General features: G+C 72.6%; 21 protein-coding genes. 12 read left to right on the forward strand and 9 right to left on the reverse strand.

The genetic code is table 11. The annotated features are described in order from the left end of the window. Window positions 1–6: 6 nt before the first annotated feature. Window positions 7–219, reverse strand: a complete 213-nt coding sequence (gene fxsA, locus K7G59_RS01780) for an FxSxx-COOH cyclophane-containing RiPP peptide (protein WP_225829978.1) — start codon at window positions 217–219, stop codon at window positions 7–9. Between the two features lie 271 nt (window positions 220–490). Here fxsA and K7G59_RS01785 point away from each other — a divergent pair, with 271 nt between their 5' ends. From K7G59_RS01785 to egtD, 8 genes are all read left to right on the forward strand, one after another. Continuing rightward, window positions 491–2,041: a chloride channel protein gene (locus K7G59_RS01785; protein ID WP_225829979.1), complete on the forward strand. Its 1,551-nt coding sequence runs from the start codon at window positions 491–493 to the stop codon at window positions 2,039–2,041. A 55-nt stretch (window positions 2,042–2,096) separates the two neighbouring features. Then, window positions 2,097–2,315 (forward strand): hypothetical protein, encoded by a 219-nt coding sequence (locus K7G59_RS01790; RefSeq protein WP_225829980.1) that lies wholly within the window; start codon window positions 2,097–2,099, stop codon window positions 2,313–2,315. 131 nt (window positions 2,316–2,446) lie between these two features. Further along, a complete protein-coding gene (locus tag K7G59_RS01795; RefSeq protein WP_225829981.1) occupies window positions 2,447–3,928 on the forward strand; it encodes a flotillin family protein in 1,482 nt (493 codons plus the stop codon). Window positions 3,929–4,028: 100 nt separating this feature from the next. Continuing rightward, window positions 4,029–4,475 carry a type II toxin-antitoxin system PemK/MazF family toxin gene (locus K7G59_RS01800; RefSeq protein WP_225829982.1) on the forward strand — a complete coding sequence of 149 codons (447 nt, stop codon included), beginning with the start codon at window positions 4,029–4,031 and terminating at the stop codon, window positions 4,473–4,475. 497 nt (window positions 4,476–4,972) lie between these two features. Then, a complete protein-coding gene (gene egtA / locus K7G59_RS01805) occupies window positions 4,973–6,286 on the forward strand; it encodes an ergothioneine biosynthesis glutamate--cysteine ligase EgtA (RefSeq protein WP_225829983.1) in 1,314 nt (437 codons plus the stop codon). After that, window positions 6,283–7,635: an ergothioneine biosynthesis protein EgtB gene (gene egtB, locus K7G59_RS01810; protein ID WP_225829984.1), complete on the forward strand. Its 1,353-nt coding sequence runs from the start codon at window positions 6,283–6,285 to the stop codon at window positions 7,633–7,635. The genes egtA and egtB overlap by 4 nt, the downstream gene beginning before the upstream one ends. Next, window positions 7,635–8,450, forward strand: coding sequence for an ergothioneine biosynthesis protein EgtC (gene egtC / locus K7G59_RS01815; RefSeq protein ID WP_225829985.1), 816 nt, complete (start codon window positions 7,635–7,637; stop codon window positions 8,448–8,450). The genes egtB and egtC overlap by 1 nt, the downstream gene beginning before the upstream one ends. Then, on the forward strand, window positions 8,447–9,409 hold the full coding sequence (gene egtD, locus K7G59_RS01820; RefSeq protein ID WP_225829986.1) for an L-histidine N(alpha)-methyltransferase: 963 nt from the start codon (window positions 8,447–8,449) through the stop codon (window positions 9,407–9,409). The genes egtC and egtD overlap by 4 nt, the downstream gene beginning before the upstream one ends. 49 nt (window positions 9,410–9,458) lie before the next feature. On the opposite strand, the gene K7G59_RS01825 is transcribed toward egtD, so the two are convergent. Further along, on the reverse strand, window positions 9,459–10,718 hold the full coding sequence (locus tag K7G59_RS01825; RefSeq protein ID WP_225829987.1) for an extracellular solute-binding protein: 1,260 nt from the start codon (window positions 10,716–10,718) through the stop codon (window positions 9,459–9,461). A gap of 248 nt (window positions 10,719–10,966) precedes the next feature. On the opposite strand from K7G59_RS01825, the gene K7G59_RS01830 reads away from it, so the two are divergent. Next, window positions 10,967–11,182: a dodecin gene (locus K7G59_RS01830; RefSeq protein ID WP_225829988.1), complete on the forward strand. Its 216-nt coding sequence runs from the start codon at window positions 10,967–10,969 to the stop codon at window positions 11,180–11,182. A 125-nt stretch (window positions 11,183–11,307) separates the two neighbouring features. Here K7G59_RS01830 and K7G59_RS01835 read toward each other — a convergent pair whose 3' ends face one another. Next, window positions 11,308–11,799 carry a hypothetical protein gene (locus K7G59_RS01835; protein WP_225829989.1) on the reverse strand — a complete coding sequence of 164 codons (492 nt, stop codon included), beginning with the start codon at window positions 11,797–11,799 and terminating at the stop codon, window positions 11,308–11,310. Between the two features lie 84 nt (window positions 11,800–11,883). On the opposite strand from K7G59_RS01835, the gene K7G59_RS01840 reads away from it, so the two are divergent. The 3 genes from K7G59_RS01840 (at window position 11,884) to K7G59_RS01850 (ending at window position 15,538) form a co-directional block, all read left to right on the forward strand. Further along, a complete protein-coding gene (locus K7G59_RS01840) occupies window positions 11,884–12,888 on the forward strand; it encodes an LLM class flavin-dependent oxidoreductase (protein ID WP_225829990.1) in 1,005 nt (334 codons plus the stop codon). 78 nt (window positions 12,889–12,966) lie between these two features. Beyond that, window positions 12,967–13,161 carry an antitoxin gene (locus K7G59_RS01845; RefSeq protein WP_225829991.1) on the forward strand — a complete coding sequence of 65 codons (195 nt, stop codon included), beginning with the start codon at window positions 12,967–12,969 and terminating at the stop codon, window positions 13,159–13,161. Between the two features lie 28 nt (window positions 13,162–13,189). Then, window positions 13,190–15,538, forward strand: a complete 2,349-nt coding sequence (locus K7G59_RS01850) for an excinuclease ABC subunit UvrA (protein ID WP_225829992.1) — start codon at window positions 13,190–13,192, stop codon at window positions 15,536–15,538. A 73-nt stretch (window positions 15,539–15,611) separates the two neighbouring features. Here K7G59_RS01850 and K7G59_RS01855 read toward each other — a convergent pair whose 3' ends face one another. The 6 genes from K7G59_RS01855 to K7G59_RS01880 form a co-directional block, all read right to left on the reverse strand. Beyond that, window positions 15,612–16,127, reverse strand: a complete 516-nt coding sequence (locus tag K7G59_RS01855) for a hypothetical protein (protein ID WP_225829993.1) — start codon at window positions 16,125–16,127, stop codon at window positions 15,612–15,614. Between the two features lie 31 nt (window positions 16,128–16,158). Then, on the reverse strand, window positions 16,159–16,719 hold the full coding sequence (locus tag K7G59_RS01860; RefSeq protein ID WP_225829994.1) for a hypothetical protein: 561 nt from the start codon (window positions 16,717–16,719) through the stop codon (window positions 16,159–16,161). A 37-nt stretch (window positions 16,720–16,756) separates the two neighbouring features. After that, window positions 16,757–17,617, reverse strand: coding sequence for a 1-acyl-sn-glycerol-3-phosphate acyltransferase (locus K7G59_RS01865; RefSeq protein ID WP_225829995.1), 861 nt, complete (start codon window positions 17,615–17,617; stop codon window positions 16,757–16,759). Next, window positions 17,617–18,387, reverse strand: coding sequence for a GNAT family N-acetyltransferase (locus tag K7G59_RS01870; RefSeq protein WP_225829996.1), 771 nt, complete (start codon window positions 18,385–18,387; stop codon window positions 17,617–17,619). Before K7G59_RS01870 ends, K7G59_RS01865 begins: the two co-directional genes overlap by 1 nt. Window positions 18,388–19,081: 694 nt before the next feature. After that, on the reverse strand, window positions 19,082–19,831 hold the full coding sequence (locus K7G59_RS01875; protein WP_225829997.1) for a succinate dehydrogenase/fumarate reductase iron-sulfur subunit: 750 nt from the start codon (window positions 19,829–19,831) through the stop codon (window positions 19,082–19,084). Further along, a complete protein-coding gene (locus K7G59_RS01880; protein WP_225829998.1) occupies window positions 19,828–21,777 on the reverse strand; it encodes a fumarate reductase/succinate dehydrogenase flavoprotein subunit in 1,950 nt (649 codons plus the stop codon). The genes K7G59_RS01875 and K7G59_RS01880 overlap by 4 nt, the downstream gene beginning before the upstream one ends. Between the last annotated feature and the right edge of the window lies 1 nt (window position 21,778).

Consider the following 21,778-nt stretch of genomic DNA (forward strand, 5'->3'; position numbering starts at 1 on the left):
GGCGGGTCACGGGGCGGCGGCGGTGATCCGCCGCGGGCCCTCGCAGGTGTCGCCCCCGGAGTCGTAGGCCGCGACCGGCGCCTCCTCCCCCGCCAGATGGCGCAGGACCCGGCGTACCGCCTGGGAGAGCGCGTGGTCGCCGCTCTCCAGGATCTGTTCGAGGGGAAGCCCCGTGAGGTCCGGCATATCCGCCGTGCACTCTCCGCCGCTGCTGGACATGGGCCTCAACCCCCCTGTGTACGCCTGCCCGCTGACACATTGTTGAATCGGCTTTGAGGATAACCATAGGAACGCGCGCAGGTCAGGCCGTGATTCGGGCGCACCGGGCCTGTTCCGGCGGGGAACGTGCGGTCCGCGAAGTCACCGGCGTGCGCCCGTTTCACCCACCTGGCTCACCACAACACCCGTTCGAGCTGGCAGAGTTGACCCCAGACCGGGCGAACGGCCAACCTCTTGGGGGGTACGGGTGTCAAGCGTCGGGAGCCGGCCGGTGGAAAAGCAGTCACGGGGGCCACGGGAGGGTGCACGGCGCTCGTCGTTACGCGTACTCGCCGCGCGTGTGATGCCGGTGGACGGCGCGGACGAGTCGCTGGCCCGCTGGTTGGTGCCGGCCGTGCTCATCGGTGTGGTGGCCGGGGCGGGCGCGGCGGCCCTGTTCGGGCTGCTCCATCTGTGCACCGGCTGGCTGCTGGAGTCGGTGGCCGGTTACCGGCCTTACCGGACGTCGGCGGACGGGGGTTTCCGCACGCTGACGGAGTCGGGCCGGCCGTGGGCGGTACCGCTGGTGGCCGCCGGCGGCGCGCTGGTCGCCACCGTGTTCGCACTGTGGCTGGCGCCGGAGGCCCGCGGGCACGGCACGGACGCCGCGATCGCCGCCGCCCACCACGATCCGACCGGGATGCGCGGCCGGGTGACGGTGGTGAAGCTGGTCGCGTCCGCGCTGACAATCGGCTCGGGCGGCTCGGGCGGCACCGAGGGGCCCGCCGCGCAGATCTCCGCGGCGTTCGGCTCGGTGATCGCCCGGCGCACGGGCATGTCCCGGCAGCAGGCGCGGACGGCGGTGGTGATCGGACTCGCGGCGGGCGTGGGCGCGATCTTCGACGCGCCGTTCGGCGGGGCGCTGCTCGGGGCTGAACTGCTGTACCGCAGAAGCATGGACGCCCGGGTGCTGCCCAAGGCGGTGATCGCAGCGGTCGCGGGCTGGCTGGTCTTCGGTGCGTGCCACGGCTTCGACCCGGTGCTGGGTCATCCCACGGGAGGTCTCGGCGGTGCGGGCGGACTCCTGCTGGTCGTGCTGGTGGGCTTCGCGGCGGGGGGCGCGGGGCGCCTGTACACAGCGTGCTTCTATCTCGTCCACACCAGGGTCGGGGAACGGGTCCGCCGGCTGCCCGGCCGGATCGCGGCGCCGACCGTCGCCGCGCTGCTGGTGGGTGGGCTGGGGCTGCTGGTGCCGGGCGTGCTCGGCACCGGGTACGGCCTGCTGGAGGCGCTGACGCGGCGGAACGTGCTGCTGGATCTGCCGCTCGCCGTGGTGCTCGCGCTGCCGCTGGCGAAGATCGCCGGCACGGCCCTGTCGGTCGGCTCGGGCGGCTCCGGCGGCATCTTCGGGCCGGGCATGGTGGTCGGCGCCGGTGTCGGCGCGGCGGTGTGGCGGCTGGCGGAGCCGCTCGGCATCGCCCCGCACAGCCCGCTGGTACCGGTGGCGGTGGGCATGGCGGCCTGCCTCGGCCCGGTGGCGCACGCGCCGCTCGGCGTCACGGTGATGGTGGCCGAGATGCTGGGCGACGCCTCGCTGCTCGGCCCGGCCCTGCTCGCGGTGGGCGCCGCGAGCGCGGTCACCGGCGGGACGACGCTGTACCGCAGCCAGGTCGACCGTATCGAGGACGAGCCCGGCACCCCGGCCGCCGTTCCGCCCGGCACGCCGCCGCTCCCGCCGCACCAGGCCGGGCCGGCCCCGGACGGCCCGGTGGCGGTGCCGCTGCCGCCCACGCTGGTCGTGCCGCAGAACCCGCTCGACGGCGTCACCGGACGCGTCGAGTAGCGCGGCAGCGCGCGGACCCTGACGGCCAGGACCACGCAGGCTCTACCCTGTGACCATGGACGACGCATCGATGGTCGGGCTCTTGGGGCGGGTGTCGGGGACGGTCGGGCCAGGGCTCGTCGGCGAAGTGATCGTCCGAGTGCGCGGGGGCGCTGAGCACTTCCTCGCCTACCCGGCCGACGGCTCGGGCCCCATCGCGCCGGGCACGGTGGTGATGGTGATGGAGTACCTGCCGCCGCGCACGGTGTACGTGACGGCGGCGTACGGCAGTTGAGCGGCCCGCCTCGCAGGTGAGGCCAACGCATCAAGATTGCAACAAGGATTCGTCAGCGTCTTCACCCGGGGCCTGCGCGGGCGCACACTCCCTTCGTTCGGTGCCGAACGGGCACCATCCAAAGGGGGCGTATGCCGATGGTTGTCGGCGTCGTTGCGGGGGCGGTCGTCGTTGCCGTCCTCGTTCTGATCGGTCTGTTCAAGATGATGTGGCGGGTGGCCGAGCCGAACGAGGCGCTCGTCATCTCCGGGTCCAAGCACCGCACCGAGGGCCTCGAGGAGGGCATGGGCTTCCGCATCGTCACCGGGCGCGGCACGCTGGTGCTGCCCGGTGTGCAGGCGGTGCGCAAGATGTCCCTCGACCTGAACGAGACCGAGTTGCACGTGGACTGCGTGACGCACCAGGGCATTCCGCTGAAGGTGCGGGGCGTGGTCATCTTCAAGGTCGGCGACGACTTCGTGTCGATCGCCAACGCCGCTCGCCGTTTCCTGGACCAGCAGCGGCTGATGTCGGAGCGGGTGCACAACGTCTTCGCCGGTCATCTGCGTTCCATCGTCGGCGGGTTGACGGTCGAGGACATGATCCGCGACCGGGAGAAGCTGACGGGCCAGACCCGGGCGGCGTGCGGGACGGAGATGGAGAAGCTCGGTCTGATCGTGGACTCGTTGCAGATCCACGAGATCGAGGACCCGACCGGGTACATCCAGAACCTGGCGATGCCGCACGCCGCGGCCGTACAGCGGGACGCGCGCATCGCGCAGGCGGAGGCGAACCGTCTGGCCACCGAGGCGGAGCAGCAGTCGTTCGCGCGGATGGCGGAGGCGACACGGGACAGCGAGATCCTGCAGGCCGGCTACCAGGCCGAGCGGGACAAGGCGGCAGCCAAGGCCCGTCAGGCCGGTCCGCTCGCCGAGGCCGCCGCCCGGCAGGAGGTCGTCGTCCAGGAGACGCGGGTCGCCGAGCTCGAGGCGCACCGGCGCGAGCAGCAGCTCCAGGCGGACGTCCGCAAGCCGGCGGACGCCAAGGCGTACGAGAAGCGGACGCTGGCCGAGGCCGAGCGTGACGCGCGGATCTCCGCGGCGCAGGCCAAGGCGAAGGAGACGGAGCTGGCGGCGGCGGCCGAGGCGACCCGGGTCAAGACGGCCGCGGGCGCCGAGGCCGAGGCGACCGAGGCCCGGGGTACGGCGACCGCCGCGGCGACCCGGGCCACCGGTGAGGCCGAGGCAGCCGCCGCGCAGGCCAGGGGTCTGGCGGAGGCCGAGGCGACCAGGGCGCAGGGTCTCGCGGAGGCGGAGGCCATCAAGGCCCGTGCCGCCGCGCTCGCCGAGAACCAGGAGGCGGTCGTCGCCCAGCAACTCGCCGAGAAGTGGCCGGAGATCGTCCAGGCGGGCGCGTCCGCGTTCGGCAACGTGGACAACATGGTGCTGCTCAACGGCGGCGACGGCATGGCGGAGTTGTTCGCGAAGGCGCTCACCATGGGCGGCACGGGCCTCGGCCTGGCCCGCCAGCTGCTGGCCTCGATGAACCCCAACGGGCAAGCGGCGAACGGTACTTCACCCGAGGTGGCGGCCACGCACCCGCAGCAGAAGGTCACGGTGGAACTGGAGGACTAGCAAGACGGCCGGCGCACACCGCCGCGTGGCCGGGGCCCTTGCCGGGGTCCCGGCCGTTCGTCGTGTCAGCCCCTGCGGTCCGGGTACTAGGGTGCCCCCCGTGACCACGTTTACCGATGAGAACGTCCCCGGCCGCTTCGGCCCGCACGCCACTGCCGAGGCCGACCCGCGCGCGGTCGGACGGGTGCGCACCGAGTATTCCCCCGCCCACGACGGCGACCCGGACCCCGGGGAGATCGTCTGGACCTGGGTGCCGTTCGAGGAGAACGACGGCAGGGGCAAGGACCGCCCGGTGCTGGTCGTGGCCCGCGAGGCGGCGGGCACCGTGCTCGCCGTCCAGCTCTCCAGCAAGCGGCACGACGGCGACCGCGAGTGGGTGGCGATCGGCAGCGGGCCCTGGGACCGGTCGGGCCGTGACTCCTGGGTGGACGTGGACCGCGTCCTGCGACTGCACGAGGAGGGCATGCGCCGGGAGGCGTGCGCCCTGGACCGGATGCGGTTCAACCTGGTCCGGCAGCGGCTGCACGAACGCTACGGCTGGACCTGACGGCCGTCGACGTGCTGAGCCGGTGGCCCTACGGCGCAGTGGGCCCCGTTGCTCATCCGAGGTGGGTGACCTGCAGCACGGTGACCGTCTTGAGCGCGGCCGCCCGACGAGGAGGACCGTGAACGCGTGCTCGGTGACGATCATCCGCATGACGCCGTCATCTTCGCCGTAGGGCCTGGTCGCGGCGACCCTGTTACGCCTCCCGCCGCGCCTGCCGACGGTGGACGGAGCGTTTCTGAGCAGCGGCACCGCGCGTGCCGCGCTCACGGCGCCACCCCCGTGGGCGCCGCGAGCGCGGCACGCGCGGGCCATCCCGCCGTGCTCATGTACGCATCGTGGGCGATGCTGGACTGGCGGTGCAACGGAGTTTCCCCGCCCCGGCGTCCCGCGGGGCACCCTTGTGCGAATCAGCGCGAGGGTCTTGGGTGGAACGAGTGTCTGCCCGGCTCACCCGAAGCCGGGCCGACGGCATGGTGGAATCTCAGGAGGATCCCGACATGTCCGACCCATCAGGCTCATCGAACACATACGACGGCGGTACGGGGCATGGCAGCGCCGTCACGGAGGCCGAGGTGGAGGCCCTGGTCAGGGGAATCTGCTTCAAGACCGGACCACCCCGACTGCTCGGGGTCGAAGTGGAATGGCTCGTTCATGAGCTGCGGCAGCCGCGGCTCCCGGTGACACCCGAACGACTCGAAGCGGCCTACGCCGCACTGCGTACCGTGCCCCTGAGTTCGACGCTCACCGTCGAACCCGGCGGCCAGCTGGAGCTGAGTTCGCCGCCCGCGGCCTCCCTGACGGAGTGCATCGGTACCGTCCGCGCCGACCTGGACGCCGTCCGCGCGGTCCTCGCGAGGGACGGCCTCGCGCTCGTGGGCCTCGGCCACGACCCCTGGCACGGGCCCCGCCGGTTCCTGCGCGCGCCACGCTACGACGCCATGGAGACCTGCCTCGACCGCACCGGCACGGCCGGCCGCCGCATGATGTGCACCTCGGCCTCCGTCCAGGTCTGCGTGGACGCCGGCCACACCGAGCCCGGCCCGCTCGGGCACGTGCGGCGCTGGTGGCTGGCACACCTGCTGGGCCCCCTGCTGGTGGCCGCGTTCGCCAACTCCCCGCTGTCCGCGGGACGGCCCACGGGCTGGCTGTCCACCCGGCAGCTGTGGTGGGCGCGGATCGGCGCCGGCCGGGCGGGGGCGCCCACGCTCGACGGGGAGCCCCGGGCTGCCTGGGCCCGGCGCGCGCTGGACGCCCCGGTGATGTGCGTACGGCGCGACGACGGCGGCCCGTGGGACGTGCCCGAGGACCTCACCTTCCGCGAGTGGATCCGGTCCAGGGCTCCCCGGCCGCCGACGCGGGAGGACCTCGGCTACCACCTCACGACCCTGTTCCCACCGGTCAGACCGCGCGGCCACCTGGAACTGCGCATGATCGACGCACAGCCCGGCGACGACGGGTGGATCGTGCCGCTCGCGGTGACGGCGGCGCTGTTCGACGACCCGGAGGCGTCCGAGACGGCCTACCGGACGGTGAAACCGCTGGCCGAGCGGACTTTCGGCCGGCCCGCCCCGCACAATCCCCTGTGGACCTGCGCGGCCCGCGACGGCCTCGCCGACCGCGAGTTGCACGAGGCCGCCGTCGCCTGTTTCACCGCCGCCCTGGAGGCCCTGCCCCGCCTCGGCGCCACGCCCGAGGTCACGGGCGCCGTCGCGGCGTTCCTCGACCGCTATGTCGCCCGGGCCCGCTGCCCCGCCGACGACCTGCTGGACCGACTGAGCGGCACCGCCCACGGGAAGGACGTCCGTACATGAACGCCGCCGAGAACGGCATGGACATCGACACCGGAACAGACGCCGCGACCGACATGGAGGCCCTTCGCGAACGCGCATCGGCCTCGCTCACCACCGCCCGCGCCCGCACCACCCTGCTCACCACCTGTGTCGAGGATCCCGAACTCATCGCGCAGCACTCGCCGTTGATGTCCCCACTGGTGTGGGACCTCGCACACATCGGCAACCAGGAGGAGCTGTGGCTGCTGCGGGCGGTCGGCGGTCGGGAGGCGATGCGGCCGGAGATCGACGGCCTGTACGACGCCTTCGAGCACCCGCGCGCCGAACGTCCCTCGCTGCCGCTGCTGCCACCCGCCGAGGCCCGTCAGTACGCGGCCGAGGTACGCGGCCGGGCTCTGGACCTGCTGCAGGCCGCGGACTTCCACGGCACCGGGCTCACCGACGCCGGTTTCGCCTTCGGGATGATCGCGCAGCACGAACAGCAGCACGACGAGACCATGCTGATCACCCACCAGCTGCGCAAGGGTCCGCAGGCCCTGACCGCGCCCGACCCGGAACCCGCTTCGCCGTTCCGGGGACCGGCCGAAGTCCTCGTCCCCGGTGGCCCGTTCACCATGGGTACCTCCACCGAGCCCTGGGCGCTGGACAACGAACGCCCCGCGCACCCGCGCCAGGTGGCGCCGTTCTGGATCGACACCACACCGGTGACGAACGCGTCGTACCAGGCGTTCATCGAGGACGGCGGTTACGGCACCGAGCGCTGGTGGTCTCCGGAGGGCTGGGCGCACATCCGGCGGCACGCGATCACGGCGCCGCTGTTCTGGCACCGGGACGGCGGCCAGTGGCTGCGCCGGCGCTTCGGGGTCACGGAGACGGTCCCGCCGGACGAGCCGGTGCTGCACGTGTGCTGGTACGAGGCCGACGCGTACGCCCGCTGGGCCGGGCGCCGGCTGCCCACCGAGACGGAGTGGGAGAAGGCCGCCCGCCACGACCCCGCCACCGGCCGCTCCCGGCGCTACCCGTGGGGCGACGCCGATCCGGCACCGGAGCACGCCAACCTCGGCCAGCGGCATCTGCGGCCCGCCCCGGCCGGCAGTTACCCGGCCGGTGAGTCCCCGCTGGGCGTACGGCAGTTGATCGGGGACGTGTGGGAGTGGACGGCGAGCGACTTCCTGCCGTACCCGGGCTTCACCGCGTTCCCGTACAAGGAGTACTCGGAGGTGTTCTTCGGCCCCGAGTACAAGGTGCTGCGCGGCGGTTCGTTCGCCGTGGACCCGGTCGCCTGCCGGGGAACCTTCCGCAACTGGGACTACCCGATCCGGCGGCAGATCTTCTCCGGTTTCCGCACGGCCCGCTCGGAGACTGACTGATGTGCCGTCATTTGGCCTTCCTGGGGCCCGAGGAGCCGCTCGGCCGGCTCCTGGTGGATCCCCCGCACGGCCTGTACCGCCAGTCGTGGGCACCGCGGCGGCAGCGGTACGGGACGGTCAACGCCGACGGTTTCGGGGTCGGCTGGTACGCCTCCGGCGACCCGGTGCCGGCCCGCTACCGGCGGGCGGGGCCGATCTGGGCCGACGTGTCCTTCGCCGATCTGGCGCGCGTGGTGCGCGCCGGTGCCGTGCTCGCCGCCGTACGCGACGCGACCGCGGCCGGTGCGGACGGCGAGGCCGCAGCGGCGCCGTTCGCGGCCGGGCGGTGGCTGTTCAGCCACAACGGGGCGATCGCGGGCTGGCCGCAGGCGGCGGCGCCCCTGGCGTCCGCCCTGCCCCCGGTCGACCTGCTGACGCTGGAGGCCCGTACCGACTCGGCGTTCGTCTGGGCACTGGCGCTGCACCGGCTGCGCTGCGGCGACGAACCCGCCCGCGCCCTCGGGGAAACGGTTCAGCAGCTGGCGGAGGCGGCGCCTGCCTCCCGCCTGAACCTGCTGCTCACCGACGGCGCCACCATCACCGCCACCGCCTGGGGCGACAGCCTCTGGTACCGCACGGAGCCAGGTCTTCGCACGGTCGTCGCCTCGGAGCCGTACGACGACGACCCGCTCTGGCAGGAGGTCCCCGACCGCACCGTCCTCACCGCGAGCCGCGCCGGTGTGCTGCTCTCGCCGCTGGAGGACCCGGCGCCCTCCCCCACTCTCGACTCCGCTCGAGCGGGGGCACCCCCATCATCGAAGGAGCCCTGTACGTGAGTCCCCTGCATGTCACCCGCGCCCTGCCCGAGGACGCGACGGACGCCGCGCTGCGCGCCGACGTCCGGCGCGGTCTCACCGTCCGTCCGAAGTGGCTGCCGCCCAAGTGGTTCTACGACGCCCGTGGCAGCGAGCTGTTCGAGCGGATCACGGCCCTGCCCGAGTACTATCCGACGCGCGCCGAGCGGGAGATCCTGGCCGACCGGGCGGGCGAGATCGCCGCCGCGAGCGGCGCCCGCACCCTGGTCGAACTGGGCTCCGGTTCCTCGGAGAAGACCCGCTATCTGATCGACGCGCTGCCCGCGCTGGCCGTGTACGTCCCGGTCGACGTCAGCGAGAGCGCGCTCACCCAGGCCGGGCGGGCGCTCATGACGAAGCGGCCGGGCCTGGACGTGCACGCGCTGATCGCCGACTTCACCGCGCCGCTCGCGCTGCCGAAGACGCCCGGACCACGGCTGGTGGCGTTCCTCGGCGGCACGATCGGCAACCTGCTGCCGGCCGAGCGGGCCGCGTTCCTGGCCTCGGTGCGGGGGCTGCTCGCCCCGGGCGACGGGCTGCTGCTCGGCACGGATCTGGTCAAGGACGAGCGCGTGCTGGTCCGGGCGTACGACGACGCGGCCGGGGTGACGGCCGCGTTCAACAAGAACGTGCTGACGGTCGTCAACCGTGAACTGGACGCCGACTTCGACCCCGCCGCCTTCGACCACGTGGCGCTGTGGGACGTGGAGCGGGAGTGGATCGAGATGCGGCTGCGTTCGCGCACCGCGCAGACCGTGAAGGTACCCGCGCTGAACCTCGCCGTGGACTTCGCGGCGGGCGAGGAACTGCGCACCGAGGTGTCGGCGAAGTTCCGCAAGGACGGGGTGAGCGCGGAACTGGCCGCCGCGGGGCTTGAGCTGACCCACTGGTGGACCGACACGGAAGGCAGGTTCGCGCTCTCCCTCAGCCTGGCACGGTGAGCCGGCGCGAGACAGGCCGGCTCTGGGGCGGGTCAGCCTCCAGGGCGGGTCAGCCGAGGGGCGGACTGAGCGCCTCGGTGATCCTGCGGGAGGCGCGGCGGGCCTCCGTCGCCGGGTCCGCCCCGGTCATCAGCACCCGGGTCATGTAGTCCTTGATCGGGTTGTCGGCCTCGACGTCGGCCCACTGAGGGGTGATGGGGGTCGCCCGGCCGTGGGCGGCTCCCGCCACCATGGCGGCGGCCCCCTCCTCCCCGGCGACCGCGCCCGCCAGCGTGGTCTTGTTCGGGACGTAGTTCATGGTGCGGGCGAGTTCGGTGTCCCACTTGGCGCCGGTGAGCGCGCCGACGACGGCGGTCGCGGCGAACTGGTCCTCGGTGTTGCGCGGGACGACGAGGTCGGAGCCGCCGGTGAGGACGGTGCCGGGTCGGGCGGCGGATCTGCCGGGCACGGGGAAGAAACCGAGCTGTCCCTTGAGCCCGGGGTTCTGCCGCACGATCGACGTGGCGAGCCCCGGCACGGCGATGATCTGCGCGACCTCACCGCCCGCGAACACTCCGGCCTGGGGCGGGTGTTGCTCGTCGGCGGCCACGGGTCCCCGGCCCAGCGCCTGGAGCCGCCGGTAGAAGTCCATGCCGCGCAGGGCGGCCGGGGTGTCCAGGGTGCCGCGCCAGTCGTAGCCCTTCGCCCGGGCCAGGTCCCCGCCCTCGTCCCAGATGAAGCCTGCGAGGGTGTACCAGTCCTGTCCGGCGAGGTAGATGCCCTGGTTCCCGCCGGAGTTGAGACGCTCGGTGTCGGTGAGCCACTCCTCGCGGGTCCTCGGCGGACGGGTGATGCCGGCTTGTGCGAACAGGTCCTTGCGGTAGATGACGACACGGTTGGCGGCATACCAGGGAATCCCGTACTGGCTGTTGCCGTCCTTACCGGGCGCGGCGAGGCCGGGCAGCCACTTGTCCTTGTCCCAGTAGCGCACCGCCTCCAGTGTCAGGTCGGCGAGCCTGCCGCCCTCGGCGTACAGCGGCACCTGGGTGTTGCCCACCTCGATGACGTCGGGGCCGTCCCCGGAGTCGTCCTGGAGCGCCTTGCGGACCTTCGGCACGATGCCGCTCCAGTCCTGGATGCGGATGTCGAGGCGCAGGTCCTTGTGGGTGCGCTCGAAGTCCTTCGTGAAACGCCTGAGGAAGTCCGGTGAGGCGCTGTCCTTCATCAGCCACACGGTCACGGTGTGCCGCCCGTGCCCGCCCGGGAGGACCGAACAGGCGCTGACGAGGGAGGCGGTGACACAGCTGAGGGCGAGCAGACGACGTCTCACGCGGGGTCCTGTTCTGCCTGGCAAGGCTCTGGCACGGGCGCCGGCACGGGCGCTGCGGACAGGGAAGGGGGCCCGACGTGGGGACGGGCAGGGTCTGGCCCGTCGGGTGTGCTGGATTTTGGTATGGACCAATGCACAGGGTCAAGGGCTACCGGCGGTACGGCTCCGACGCCGTGCGGCCGGAGCGGTGATGGGGCACGGTGGAGTACGGCGTGACACACCCCGGTCAGCGCGGAGAGGAGCACCTCATGTCGCACCACACCTACCGGCTCACGGAGATCGTCGGCAGTTCCCACGAGGGCATCGACCAGGCCATCCGCAACGGCATCGGCCGAGCCGGCCAGACCCTGCGCAACCTGGACTGGTTCGAGGTGACACAGATCCGCGGCCAGTTGCAGAACGGCCAGATCGAACACTGGCAGGTCTGCCTCAAGGTGGGCTTCCGCATCGAGGACGGCGAGTGAAGCAGAACGGCGAGTGAAGCAGGACGGAGTGAAGCAGAACGGCGAGTGAAGCAGGACGGAGTGGAGCAGGACGGAGTGGAGCCGCCTTCAGGCTCGCTCTCGGACCAGACCTCGGATCCAGGGTCTCAGGTGCGGCCCTCCCGCTCCTGGGCCTCCTCCAGAGCGGCCGACTTCGCGCACCAACGGGCCCGTACGACTGCGAACCCGGCGCGCTCGGCGTCGTCGCACACCAGCTCGTCGTCGTCGACCAGGACCCGGATCTCGCGGTCCCTGGCGAGCCGGCGCAGGATCTCCAGCTTGGTGAACCGGGCGGGCCTGCGATCGGCGTTGCTCCGCATGTGGACGTCACCTTCGGGCAGCCCGTGCGCCGCGAGCCAGTCCAGCGTGTCGCGCCGGTACCGCTCGGGGCGGCCCGTGAGGTAGACGACCTCGCACTCCCGGGCACTGTCCAGGGCCAGCGACACGCCCGCAGGCAAGGGCGGATCATCGGGGGCGGCGGCGAAGAAACCGGCCCAGTCGCGCCGCCTGCCCTCGAGGAAGTGCTGCCGGTGGGCGGTGTCGGCGAGGGTGTTGTCGAGGTCGAACACGGCGAGCGGACGCCTGCTGCTGTCGGTCACACGGCCACCCTAGCCAGCCCGGGAGAGTGCGGGAACCACGGGTGACGGCGGGAATCCCGTGGGCGCCACGGCGTTGAACCCTGCGTGAGCAGCGCAGTGATCGCCCGGACCAGGTTCTCCGTCCTCGACCGTTCCCGCACCCGCGAGGGGCATCCGCCCGGCGAAGCGCTGCGGGACACCGTCGAGCTGGCCAGGCAAGCGGAGGCGCTGGGCTACCACCGCTTCTGGGTGTCCGAACACCACGGCGTGCCCGGGGCCGCCGGGTCGGCGCCGACCGTGCTCGCCGCCGCCGTGGCCGCTGCGACCCGCAGCATCCGGGTCGGCACGGGTGGCGTCATGCTGCCCAACCATCAGCCGCTGGTGGTGGCCGAGCAGTTCGGGGTGCTGGAGTCGCTCTTCCCGGGCCGGATCGACATGGGGCTCGGCCGTTCCGTCGGCTTCACGGACGGGGTGCGCAGGGCGCTGGGCCGGGACAAGGGCGACGTCGAGGACTTCGCGGACCGGCTCGGCGAGCTGCTGGGCTGGTTCGCGGGGACGTCGCCGACCGGGGTGCACGCCCGCCCGGCCGAGGGGCTCAGGGTGCCGCCGTTCGTGCTGGCCATGGGTGAGGGCGCGCGGATCGCGGCCCGCGCCGGCCTGCCGATGGTCATCGGCGACCTGCGCGACCGCGAGAAGATGCGGCGCGGCATCGACCAGTACCGCTCCCTGTTCCGCCCCTCCCCCTGGGCGCCGGAGCCGTACGTCGCGATCTCCGGCAGGGTCGCGGTGGCCGGCACACAGGAGGAGGCCCGGCGGCTGCTGGTGCCGGAGGCCTGGTCCATGGCGTACGCGCGCACGCACGGCACCTTCCCGCCGCTCGCCCCGGCCGAGGCCGTCGAGGCCCGCACGATGACCACGAAGGAGCGGGAGTTGTACGAGTCCGGGCTCGCGGGGCACATCGCCGGCACCGAGGACCAGGTCGCCCACGAACTGCAGACCGTTCTGCAGGAGACGGGTGCCGAGGAGGTGCTCGTCACCACCAGCACCTACGACCGTGCCGTGCTGCTGGACTCCTACCGGCGGCTCGCCGCACTGTTCGCGCGTCGCTGACGACGGGCTTCGAGATGCGAACCCGCTGTGGCGCGGTGACGCTGAGAGGGCACGCCTCAAGCGACGAGGAGGGCTGCCATGTCCTTCATGGACAAACTCAAGGGCATGCTCAAGGGCCACGAAGGCACGGCCGGCAAGGGCATCGACAAGGGCGGCGACTACGTCGACCAGCGAACCGGGAACACGTACCAGTCGCAGGTCGACACCGCGCAGGACAAGCTCAGGAACGAGTTCGGCACCCGGCAGGACCGGGGCAACCCTCCGCGGACGTAGCGCAGGGGGGCGGATAGAGTCTCCCCCGATGCACAGCCCACCTGACCCGTACGACCCTTACGTCCGCGTCCGCGGTGCCCGTGAGCACAATCTCAAGGGCGTCGACGTGGACGTCCCGAGGGATGTGCTGGCCGTCTTCACCGGTGTGTCCGGCTCGGGGAAGTCGTCCCTGGCGTTCGGCACGATCTACGCCGAGGCCCAGAGGCGCTACTTCGAGTCGGTCGCGCCGTACGCGCGCCGGCTGATCCACCAGGTCGGGGCACCCAAGGTCGGTGAGATCACCGGGCTGCCGCCCGCCGTCTCCCTGCAGCAGCGCCGCGCGGCCCCCACCTCGCGCTCCTCGGTGGGCACGGTCACCAACCTCTCCAACACCCTGCGCATGCTGTTCTCGCGCGCCGGTGACCATCCGCCCGGTGCCGAGCGGCTCGAGTCGGACGCGTTCTCACCGAACACGCCCGCGGGCGCCTGCCCGGAATGCCACGGGCTCGGCCAGGTGCACCGCACCACCGAGGAGTTGCTGGTACCGGACCCCTCGCTGTCGATCCGCGAGGGCGCGATCGCCGCCTGGCCGGGCGCCTGGCAGGGCAAGAACCTGCGCGACATCCTGGACGCGCTGGGCCACGACGTGGACCGCCCCTGGCGCGAACTGCCCGCCGCGGAGCGGGAGTGGATCCTGTTCACGGACGAGCAGCCGGTCGTCACCGTGCACCCGGTGCGGGACGCCGACCGGATCCAACGGCCGTACCAGGGCACATACATGAGTGCCCGCCGGTACGTGATGAAGACGTTCTCCGACACCAAGTCGCAGGCGCTGCGGGCCAGGGCGGAGCGGTTTCTGACCAGTGCCCCCTGTCCGGCCTGCGGCGGCAGCCGGCTGCGGCCCGAGGCGCTGGCGGTGACCTTCGAGGGCCGCACCATCGCGGAGCTGGCGGCGATGCCGCTCACCGCCCTGGCCGGTCTGCTGGAGGGGGCCGCCGAGGTCACGGAGACCGCCCGGGTCCTCACCGCGGACCTGAAGTCCCGGATCGCGCCCGTGATGGAGCTGGGCCTCGGCTATCTCAGCCTCGACCGCGCCACGCCCACCCTGTCCGCGGGCGAGCTGCAACGGCTGCGGCTGGCCACGCAGTTGCGCTCGGGCCTGTTCGGCGTGGTGTACGTGCTGGACGAGCCGTCGGCCGGACTGCATCCGGCGGACACCGAGGCGCTGCTGACCGTGCTGGGGCGGCTGAAGACGGCGGGGAACACGGTGTTCGTGGTGGAGCACCACCTGGAGGTGGTGCGCGGCGCCGACTGGCTGGTGGACGTGGGGCCGGGCGCGGGCGAGCACGGCGGGCGGGTGCTCTACAGCGGGCCGGTGGCCGAGCTGGCGTCGGTCGAGGACTCCGCGACGGCTGCCTTCCTCTTCGACGAGTCCCCCGGTCCGGCCCGCGAGGTCCGCGAGCCGCGCGGCTGGTTGACGGTGGGGCCGGTGACCCGGCACAACCTGCGCGAGGTGACGGTCCGCTTCCCGGTCGGCGCGTTCACCGCCGTGACCGGCGTGTCCGGCTCCGGGAAGTCCACGCTGATCGGTGAGCTGACGGCGGAGGTGGCGGGGGTCGACCGGCTGGTGCGGGTGGACCAGCGGCCGATCGGGCGGACCCCGCGCTCCAACCTGGCCACGTACACGGGCCTGTTCGACGTCGTCCGCAGGGAGTTCGCCGGCACCGAGGAGGCCCGCGTGCGCGGCTACGGCGTCGGGCGGTTCTCCTTCAACGTGGCAGGGGGACGCTGCGAGACCTGCCAGGGCGAGGGTTTCGTCAGCGTGGAGCTGCTCTTCCTGCCGACCACGTACGCGCCCTGCCCGGGCTGCGGCGGCGCCCGGTACAACCCGCAGACGCTCCAGGTGACGTACCGGGGGCGGAACATCGCCGAGGTGCTCGATCTGACGGTGGAGGCCGCGGCGGAGTTCTTCGCGGACACCCCGGCCGCGGCCCGCAGCCTGGGCACGCTCCTCGACGTCGGCCTGGGCTACCTGCGGCTCGGCCAGCCCGCCACCGAGCTGTCCGGCGGGGAGGCACAGCGGATCAAGCTGGCGAGCGAGTTGCAGCGCGGTCGCCGCGGTCACACCCTCTATCTGCTGGACGAGCCGACCACCGGGCTGCACCCGGCCGATGTCGAGGTGCTGATGGACCGGCTGCACGGGCTGGTCGACGCCGGGCACACGGTCGTGGTGGTCGAACACGACATGACGGTGGTGGCGGACGCCGACTGGGTGATCGACCTGGGGCCGGGCGGCGGCGACCGGGGCGGCCGGGTCGTGGCGGCCGGGCCCCCGCAGCGGGTGAGCCGCGCCGAGGGCAGCGCGACAGCACCGTACCTGGCCCGGGTCATGCCCTGACCGGAGCGCTCACGTGCTGAGCGGCAGGCTGACGCCGAGGTGCTGAGCATCAGGTGCTGAGCAGCGGTTCGGCTCAGGTGCCCAGCAGCCGGTTGAAGAAGGAACGGTAGCGGCGCAGCGCTCCGCGGAGTTGCTCCGTGTCCACTTCCTCGCCCACGCTCCACTGGCCCTCAAGGTCCTTCTTGCGCTCGGCGAAGGTGGCGGCCAGGGTCCGCATGACGTCCGCGACCAGCATGTCGGCGTCGTGCACGGCCTCGCGCGGGTCGTCCACGAACCGGCCCTGGATCTCCTGCCAGCGGTCGCGGTAGTCCCGTTCCTCCTCGTCGCTGAGCAGTTGCGGCATCTCGTCGTCCGAGACGCCCGGTGCTGCCGCGGTGGCCGAGGTCTCCTGGGCGCCGGCTTCGGCTTCGGTTCGTCCGGTGGCGGACTCGCCGCCCGGGCGCCCCGTCGCGATGCCCTCGCCCGGGTAGACGGGGGCTCCCTGGGAGGCTGCCTCCGTTTCCCTGCCGGCGCCGGTGTCGGGCGGCTGGGCGAGGTCTTCGGTGGACAGACTGCCGGTCCTGCGGTCCGCGTGCTCGTTGCTGTGCATGGTGTCCCTCTGTGCGCGGTCGTGATGGGGATCAGGAAGAGGCGGCTTGCGCCCTGCCGCCGCCGTCGGCGAGCAGTTCGTCGAAGAGGGCGCGGTAGTGCACCATGGCGCCCCGCAGCTGCTCGGTCGTGGCCCGGCTGCGGGTGGTCAGTGACTCCACCTCGTGCGCGGCACGGTAGTGCTCGAGCGTGCGGCCGTGTTCCACCGAGAGGTCCTTCATCTGCTGCTCGAACCCCTCGGTCGGGTAGCCGCGGTCACGCATCAGCGAAGTCACCAGCCGGTCCGCGTCGTGGACGGCGTCCTCCGGCCGGTCGACGAACTCCTGCTGGACGCTGCTCCACTCGCGCGTGTAGCGGTCCCGTGCGGCGGAGGGCAGCGGTTTGATCTCCAGTGCGTCGTGCCGTTTCTCGCGGGCCCTCAGCTCCTGCTCGGCGGCCCTCCGGCTGTCGGCTCGCTCGACCGTGCGTTCGTACTCCGGGCCGAAGCGCTCACGGAGGCGGCGGCGCCGCATCAGCAGCGAGACCGCCACAGCGGCCAGGGCGACCACGACGACGATCGGAATGATGATGGCCAGAAGCGTTCCCGTCGACATGGGCACACGCTCCTCAGTACGTAGGTGACATGCGGCTCTACGGGTACCCCCGGGCCGCACCTTCACGCTTCGCGGCCCCCGGGGCCGACCGCTGGCCGGCCAGCGCCGCGTGTGCCCAGGCGGGCACGGGGACGACCGGCTCGGCGGCATGGGCGAGGGCGCGGCGGTCGGGATGGGTGCCGGGCGGGATCAACGGCCGTACCTCGACCTCGGCCGTCAGGCCCCGGGCGCGGACGACCCGCCACACGGAGGCGAGCAGGGTGTCCTCGCCGACGAATGCGGCGGCGGTGCTCGCCGTGCCGCCGGGCTGCCGGTAGCTCAGCAGCACCGGCTGCACCGGCACGCCCGCGTCCAGAGCGGCCTGGAACACGGCACGGTGGAAGGTGCCCCGGGCGCGCCCGCACCAGGTGCTGCCCTCGGGGAAGGCGACCACGGCCGCCCCCGCCCCCAGTGCCCGCGCGATCCGGGCGACCGTGCCGGGCAGGGCACGCAGCCGGTCACGGTCGATGAACAGGGCCCCGCAGCGCGCGGCGAGCGCCCCCGCCACCGGCCACTGCCTGATCTCGGTCTTGGCGAGCATGCGGGCGGGGCGTACGGCGGCCAGCAGCGGAATGTCGAGCCAGGAGATGTGGTTGGCGACCAGCAGCAGCCCGCCGGCCGGTGCGGCGGCGCCGGTGATGCGCAGGCGGACGCCCGCGGCTCGCGGAATCGTCCGGCACCACCGTCTGACCCAGTCGGCGGGGATGCGCCGGCCGAGGGGGGACAGCGCGATCCCGGTCAGTACCAGGACGGCGACCGTGAGCAGCCGGAGCACGGCCCGGGGCAGGGCCACGGTGGCCGGGACCGGCTCCACACAGGCGCCCGGGGTGCAGGGCGCGACGGGCAGCCAGGCGCTCATCAGGCGGGCACGAGGGCGAGGAAGTGCCGCAGATAGCGCGCGTTGACCCGGCGCATCGACAGCAGCACGTACAGGTCCACGACTCCGAAGTCCGGGTCGTGTGCGGGCTCGCCGCAGACCCAGGCGCCGAGCCGGAGGTAGCCGCGCAGCAGGGCGGGCAGTTCCAGCTGGGCGGCGGGGGCCTCGGTCCGCGGGATCCACGGCAGCAGGGGCCGCACCCGGAACTCGGCGGGGGCGAGGTGCTTTTCGCGTACGCGCTCCCAGGTTGCGTCGGCGAGGGCGCCGCCGTCGGCGAGCGGGACGGAGCAGCAGCCCGCCAGCCACTCGTGACCCCGGTCGATCATGTAGCGGGCTATCCCGGCCCAGATCAGACCGATGACGGCGCCGTCGCGGTGGTCGGGGTGGACACAGGAGCGGCCGACCTCGACCAGGCCGGGCCGGATCGCGTCCAGCGCGCCCAGCTCGAACTCGCCCTCGGAGTAGAGCCGGCCGGCGACCGCGGCCCGCTGCGGAGGCAGCAGCCGGTAGGTGCCGACGACCTCGCCGGTCGTGGTGTCGCGGACGAGCAGGTGGTCGCAGTACGCGTCGAAGGCGTCGACGTCGTGGCCCGGCTGCGCGGTGCTCAGCAGGGCGCCCATCTCCCCGGCGAAGACGTCGTGCCGCAACCGCTGCGCGGCACGTACGTCGGCCTCGTCGCGGGCGAGGGCGACGGTGTAGCGGGTGGGTGCCGCGGGCTGCGGGGCGCGGTCGAGTGTGGTGGTGCCGCTCATGGCTCTCTCCATGGTCACGGGCCGGGATCGGCAGCAGGGGCAGTCCGTCGGTCCGGCCTGCCCCTCCTGTTCTTCCGATGCCGGTTGGCCTGCGCGTGACCGGTGTCAGGAGCGTGGGTGTGCGCTTGTTGAACGGCGAAAACCGGCCGGGACCGGGGGGAGATCCGGACGCGTAGCGGCAGATGACCGGCAAGGCTGGGAGAGCCTCGGCGGGGCCGCGCGGAGCCGGACGGCCTCGGGCGGAGCCGGGCGACCCGGGACAGAACCAGGCGGAGCCGGACGGCCTCGGCCGGAGCCGAGCGGCCTCGGGTGGAGCCGAGCGGCCTCGGGTGGAGCCGAGCGGCCTCGGGTGGAGCCGAGCGGCCTCGGGTGGAGCCGAGCGGCCTCCAGACAGAACCGGGCGGAGCCGTACGGAACCGGATGGAACCAGGTGCCCCTGGATGGAACCAGGCGAAAGCAGGGGAGCTGGATGGAGTCGGGCGGCCCCCGGCGGCCGCGGACAAAGCCGGGAGAGAACCCGAAGGACCCGGGCCGTGCCGGGGAGGTCCAGTCGGGGTGAGGGAGGGAGCAGACGACCCCGGGCGGAGCCAGGCGGCCCCGGGCTTCGCCGGGACGGAAACCAGACGGGGCCGGGAGTGAGCACCGCTCCCGGCCCCGCCCGTCCGCCTTCCGCCGGCGAACGTTCGTGGGGCGGCTACCGCTTGCCCGCCTTCCGGGTGGCCCGCAGCCACTCACGGTTCATGCTGGTGATGGACACCAGCGGGATCCCCTTCGGGCAGGCGGTCGCGCACTCGCCGGTCAGCGTGCAGCCGCCGAAGCCCTCCGCGTCCATCTGGGCCACCATGTCCAGCACCCGGGTCTCCCGCTCGGGTGCGCCCTGCGGCAGGACGCCCAGATGGTTGACCTTGGCGGAGGTGAACAGCATCGCGGCGCCGTTCGGGCACGCGGCCACGCACGCCCCGCATCCGATGCACTCGGCGTGCTCGAAGGCGAAGTCGGCGTCCGCCTTGGGCACCGGTGTGGCGTGGGCCTCCGGCGCGGAGCCGGTCGGTGCGGTGATGTAGCCGCCGGCCTGGATGATCCGGTCGAAGGCGGAGCGGTCCACGACCAGGTCCTTGACCACCGGGAACGCGCGGGCCCGCCACGGCTCGATGTCGATCGTGTCGCCGTCCTGGAAGGACCGCATGTGCAGCTGGCAGGTGGTGGTGCGCTCCGGCCCGTGCGCGTCGCCGTTGATGACGAGGCTGCACGCGCCGCAGATGCCCTCGCGGCAGTCGTGGTCGAAGGCCACGGGGTCGTCCCCGGACAGGATGAGCTGTTCGTTGAGGACGTCCAGCATCTCCAGGAAGGACATGTCGGGCGAGATGCCGTCCACCTCGTACGTGGACATGGCACCGTCGGCGTCGGCGTTCTTCTGCCGCCAGACGCGCAGGGTGAGCTTCATGCGTAGCTCCGCTGAGTGGGGTGGACGTACTCGAAGACCAGGTCTTCCCTGTGCAGGGCCGGGGCCTGGCCCGTACCCGTGAACTCCCAGGCCGCCGCGTAGGCGAACTCGTCGTCCTTGCGGGCGGCTTCGCCGTCCCGGGTCTGGGACTCCTCGCGGAAGTGGCCGCCGCAGGACTCGGTGCGGTGCAGCGCGTCCAGGCACATCAGCTCGGCCAGTTCCAGGTAGTCGACGATGCGGTTGGCCTTCTCCAGCGACTGGTTGAACTCCTCGCCGGTGCCGGGCACCTTGATGCGCCGCCAGAACTCCTCACGGATCTGCGGGATGCGCTCCAGGGCCTTGCGCAGACCCGAGTCGTTGCGGGCCATGCCGCAGAACTCCCACATCAGTTCGCCGAGTTCGCGGTGGAAGGAGTCGGGGGTGCGGTCGCCGTCGACCGACAGGAGCAGGTTGAGCCGGTCCTCGGTCTCGGCCAGCACCTCCTTCACGACCGGGTGTTCGGCGGTGACCCGGCCCTGGTGGGGGTTGCGCGCCAGGTAGTCGTTGATGGTGGCCGGCAGCACGAAGTAGCCGTCGGCCAGGCCCTGCATCAGCGCGGAGGCGCCGAGCCGGTTGGCGCCGTGGTCGGAGAAGTTGGCCTCGCCGATCGCGAACAGGCCGGGGATGGTGGTCTGCAGGTCGTAGTCGACCCACAGGCCGCCCATCGTGTAGTGCACGGCCGGGTAGATCCGCATCGGCACCTCGTACGGATCCTCGTCGGTGATCCGCTGGTACATGTCGAAGAGGTTGCCGTACTTGGCCTCGACGGCTGCCCGGCCCATCCGCTCGATGGCGTCGGCGAAGTCCAGGTAGACGCCCTGCCCGCCGGGGCCGACCCCTCTGCCCTCGTCGCAGACGTTCTTCGCGGCGCGGGAGGCGATGTCGCGCGGGACCAGGTTGCCGAAGGAGGGGTAGATGCGCTCCAGGTAGTAGTCGCGCTCGTCCTCGGGGATCCGGTGCGGCGGGCGGTCGTCGCCCTTGGCCTTGGGCACCCAGATCCGGCCGTCGTTGCGCAGCGACTCGCTCATCAGGGTGAGCTTGGACTGGTGGTCGCCGGTGCGCGGGATGCAGGTGGGGTGGATCTGGGTGAAGCAGGGGTTGGCGAACCAGGCGCCGCGCCGGTGGGCCCGCCAGATGGCGGTGGCGTTGGAGTTCATGGCGTTCGTCGACAGGTAGAAGACGTTGCCGTAGCCGCCGCTCGCGAGGACGACGGCGTCCGCGAAGTACGTGTCGATCCTGCCGGTGATCAGGTCGCGGGCGACGATGCCGCGGGCCCGCCCGTCCACGACGATCAGGTCCAGCATCTCGGTGCGCGGATGCATCTCCACGTTCCCGGCCGCGATCTGCCGGGACAGCGCCTGGTAGGCGCCGAGGAGGAGCTGCTGGCCCGTCTGCCCACGGGCGTAGAAGGTGCGGGAGACCTGGACGCCGCCGAAGGATCGGGTGTCGAGCAGACCGCCGTACTCGCGGGCGAAGGGCACGCCCTGGGCCACGCACTGGTCGATGATCTCGACGGAGATCTGCGCGAGGCGGTGGACGTTGGACTCGCGGGCGCGGAAGTCGCCGCCCTTGACGGTGTCGTAGAACAGCCGGTGGATGGAGTCGCCGTCGTTGCGGTAGTTCTTGGCCGCGTTGATGCCGCCCTGGGCGGCGATCGAGTGGGCGCGGCGCGGGGAGTCCTGGTAGCAGAACTGGACGACTCGGTAGCCCTGTTCGGCGAGGGTGGCGCCGGCCGAGCCGCCCGCGAGGCCGGTGCCGACGACGATCACCGTGTGCTTGCGCCGGTTGGCGGGGTTGACCAGCTTGGCCTCGAAACGGCGCTTGTCCCAGCGCTCGTTGACGGGTCCGGAGGGGGCCTTGGTGTCGGCGACCGGCGCGCCGGTCGTGTAGTCGGTGTAGGAGGTCATG

Origin of the sequence: Streptomyces sp. NK08204, assembly GCF_020400585.1 — a bacterium.
Taxonomy (GTDB): domain Bacteria; phylum Actinomycetota; class Actinomycetes; order Streptomycetales; family Streptomycetaceae; genus Streptomyces.

Coding starts and splice junctions, on each gene's coding strand:
- egtC (WP_225829985.1), top strand. CDS start 7,635: ATGTGCCGTCATTTGGCCTTCCTGGGGCCCGAGGAGCCGCTCGGCCGG.
- K7G59_RS01865 (WP_225829995.1), bottom strand. CDS start 17,617: ATGAGCGCCTGGCTGCCCGTCGCGCCCTGCACCCCGGGCGCCTGTGTG.
- egtA (WP_225829983.1), top strand. CDS start 4,973: ATGTCCGACCCATCAGGCTCATCGAACACATACGACGGCGGTACGGGG.
- K7G59_RS01880 (WP_225829998.1), bottom strand. CDS start 21,777: ATGACCTCCTACACCGACTACACGACCGGCGCGCCGGTCGCCGACACC.
- K7G59_RS01845 (WP_225829991.1), top strand. CDS start 12,967: ATGTCCTTCATGGACAAACTCAAGGGCATGCTCAAGGGCCACGAAGGC.
- K7G59_RS01795 (WP_225829981.1), top strand. CDS start 2,447: ATGCCGATGGTTGTCGGCGTCGTTGCGGGGGCGGTCGTCGTTGCCGTC.
- fxsA (WP_225829978.1), bottom strand. CDS start 219: ATGTCCAGCAGCGGCGGAGAGTGCACGGCGGATATGCCGGACCTCACG.
- K7G59_RS01855 (WP_225829993.1), bottom strand. CDS start 16,127: ATGCACAGCAACGAGCACGCGGACCGCAGGACCGGCAGTCTGTCCACC.
- K7G59_RS01875 (WP_225829997.1), bottom strand. CDS start 19,831: ATGAAGCTCACCCTGCGCGTCTGGCGGCAGAAGAACGCCGACGCCGAC.
- egtB (WP_225829984.1), top strand. CDS start 6,283: ATGAACGCCGCCGAGAACGGCATGGACATCGACACCGGAACAGACGCC.
- K7G59_RS01790 (WP_225829980.1), top strand. CDS start 2,097: ATGGACGACGCATCGATGGTCGGGCTCTTGGGGCGGGTGTCGGGGACG.
- K7G59_RS01860 (WP_225829994.1), bottom strand. CDS start 16,719: ATGTCGACGGGAACGCTTCTGGCCATCATCATTCCGATCGTCGTCGTG.
- K7G59_RS01850 (WP_225829992.1), top strand. CDS start 13,190: ATGCACAGCCCACCTGACCCGTACGACCCTTACGTCCGCGTCCGCGGT.
- K7G59_RS01830 (WP_225829988.1), top strand. CDS start 10,967: ATGTCGCACCACACCTACCGGCTCACGGAGATCGTCGGCAGTTCCCAC.
- K7G59_RS01870 (WP_225829996.1), bottom strand. CDS start 18,387: ATGAGCGGCACCACCACACTCGACCGCGCCCCGCAGCCCGCGGCACCC.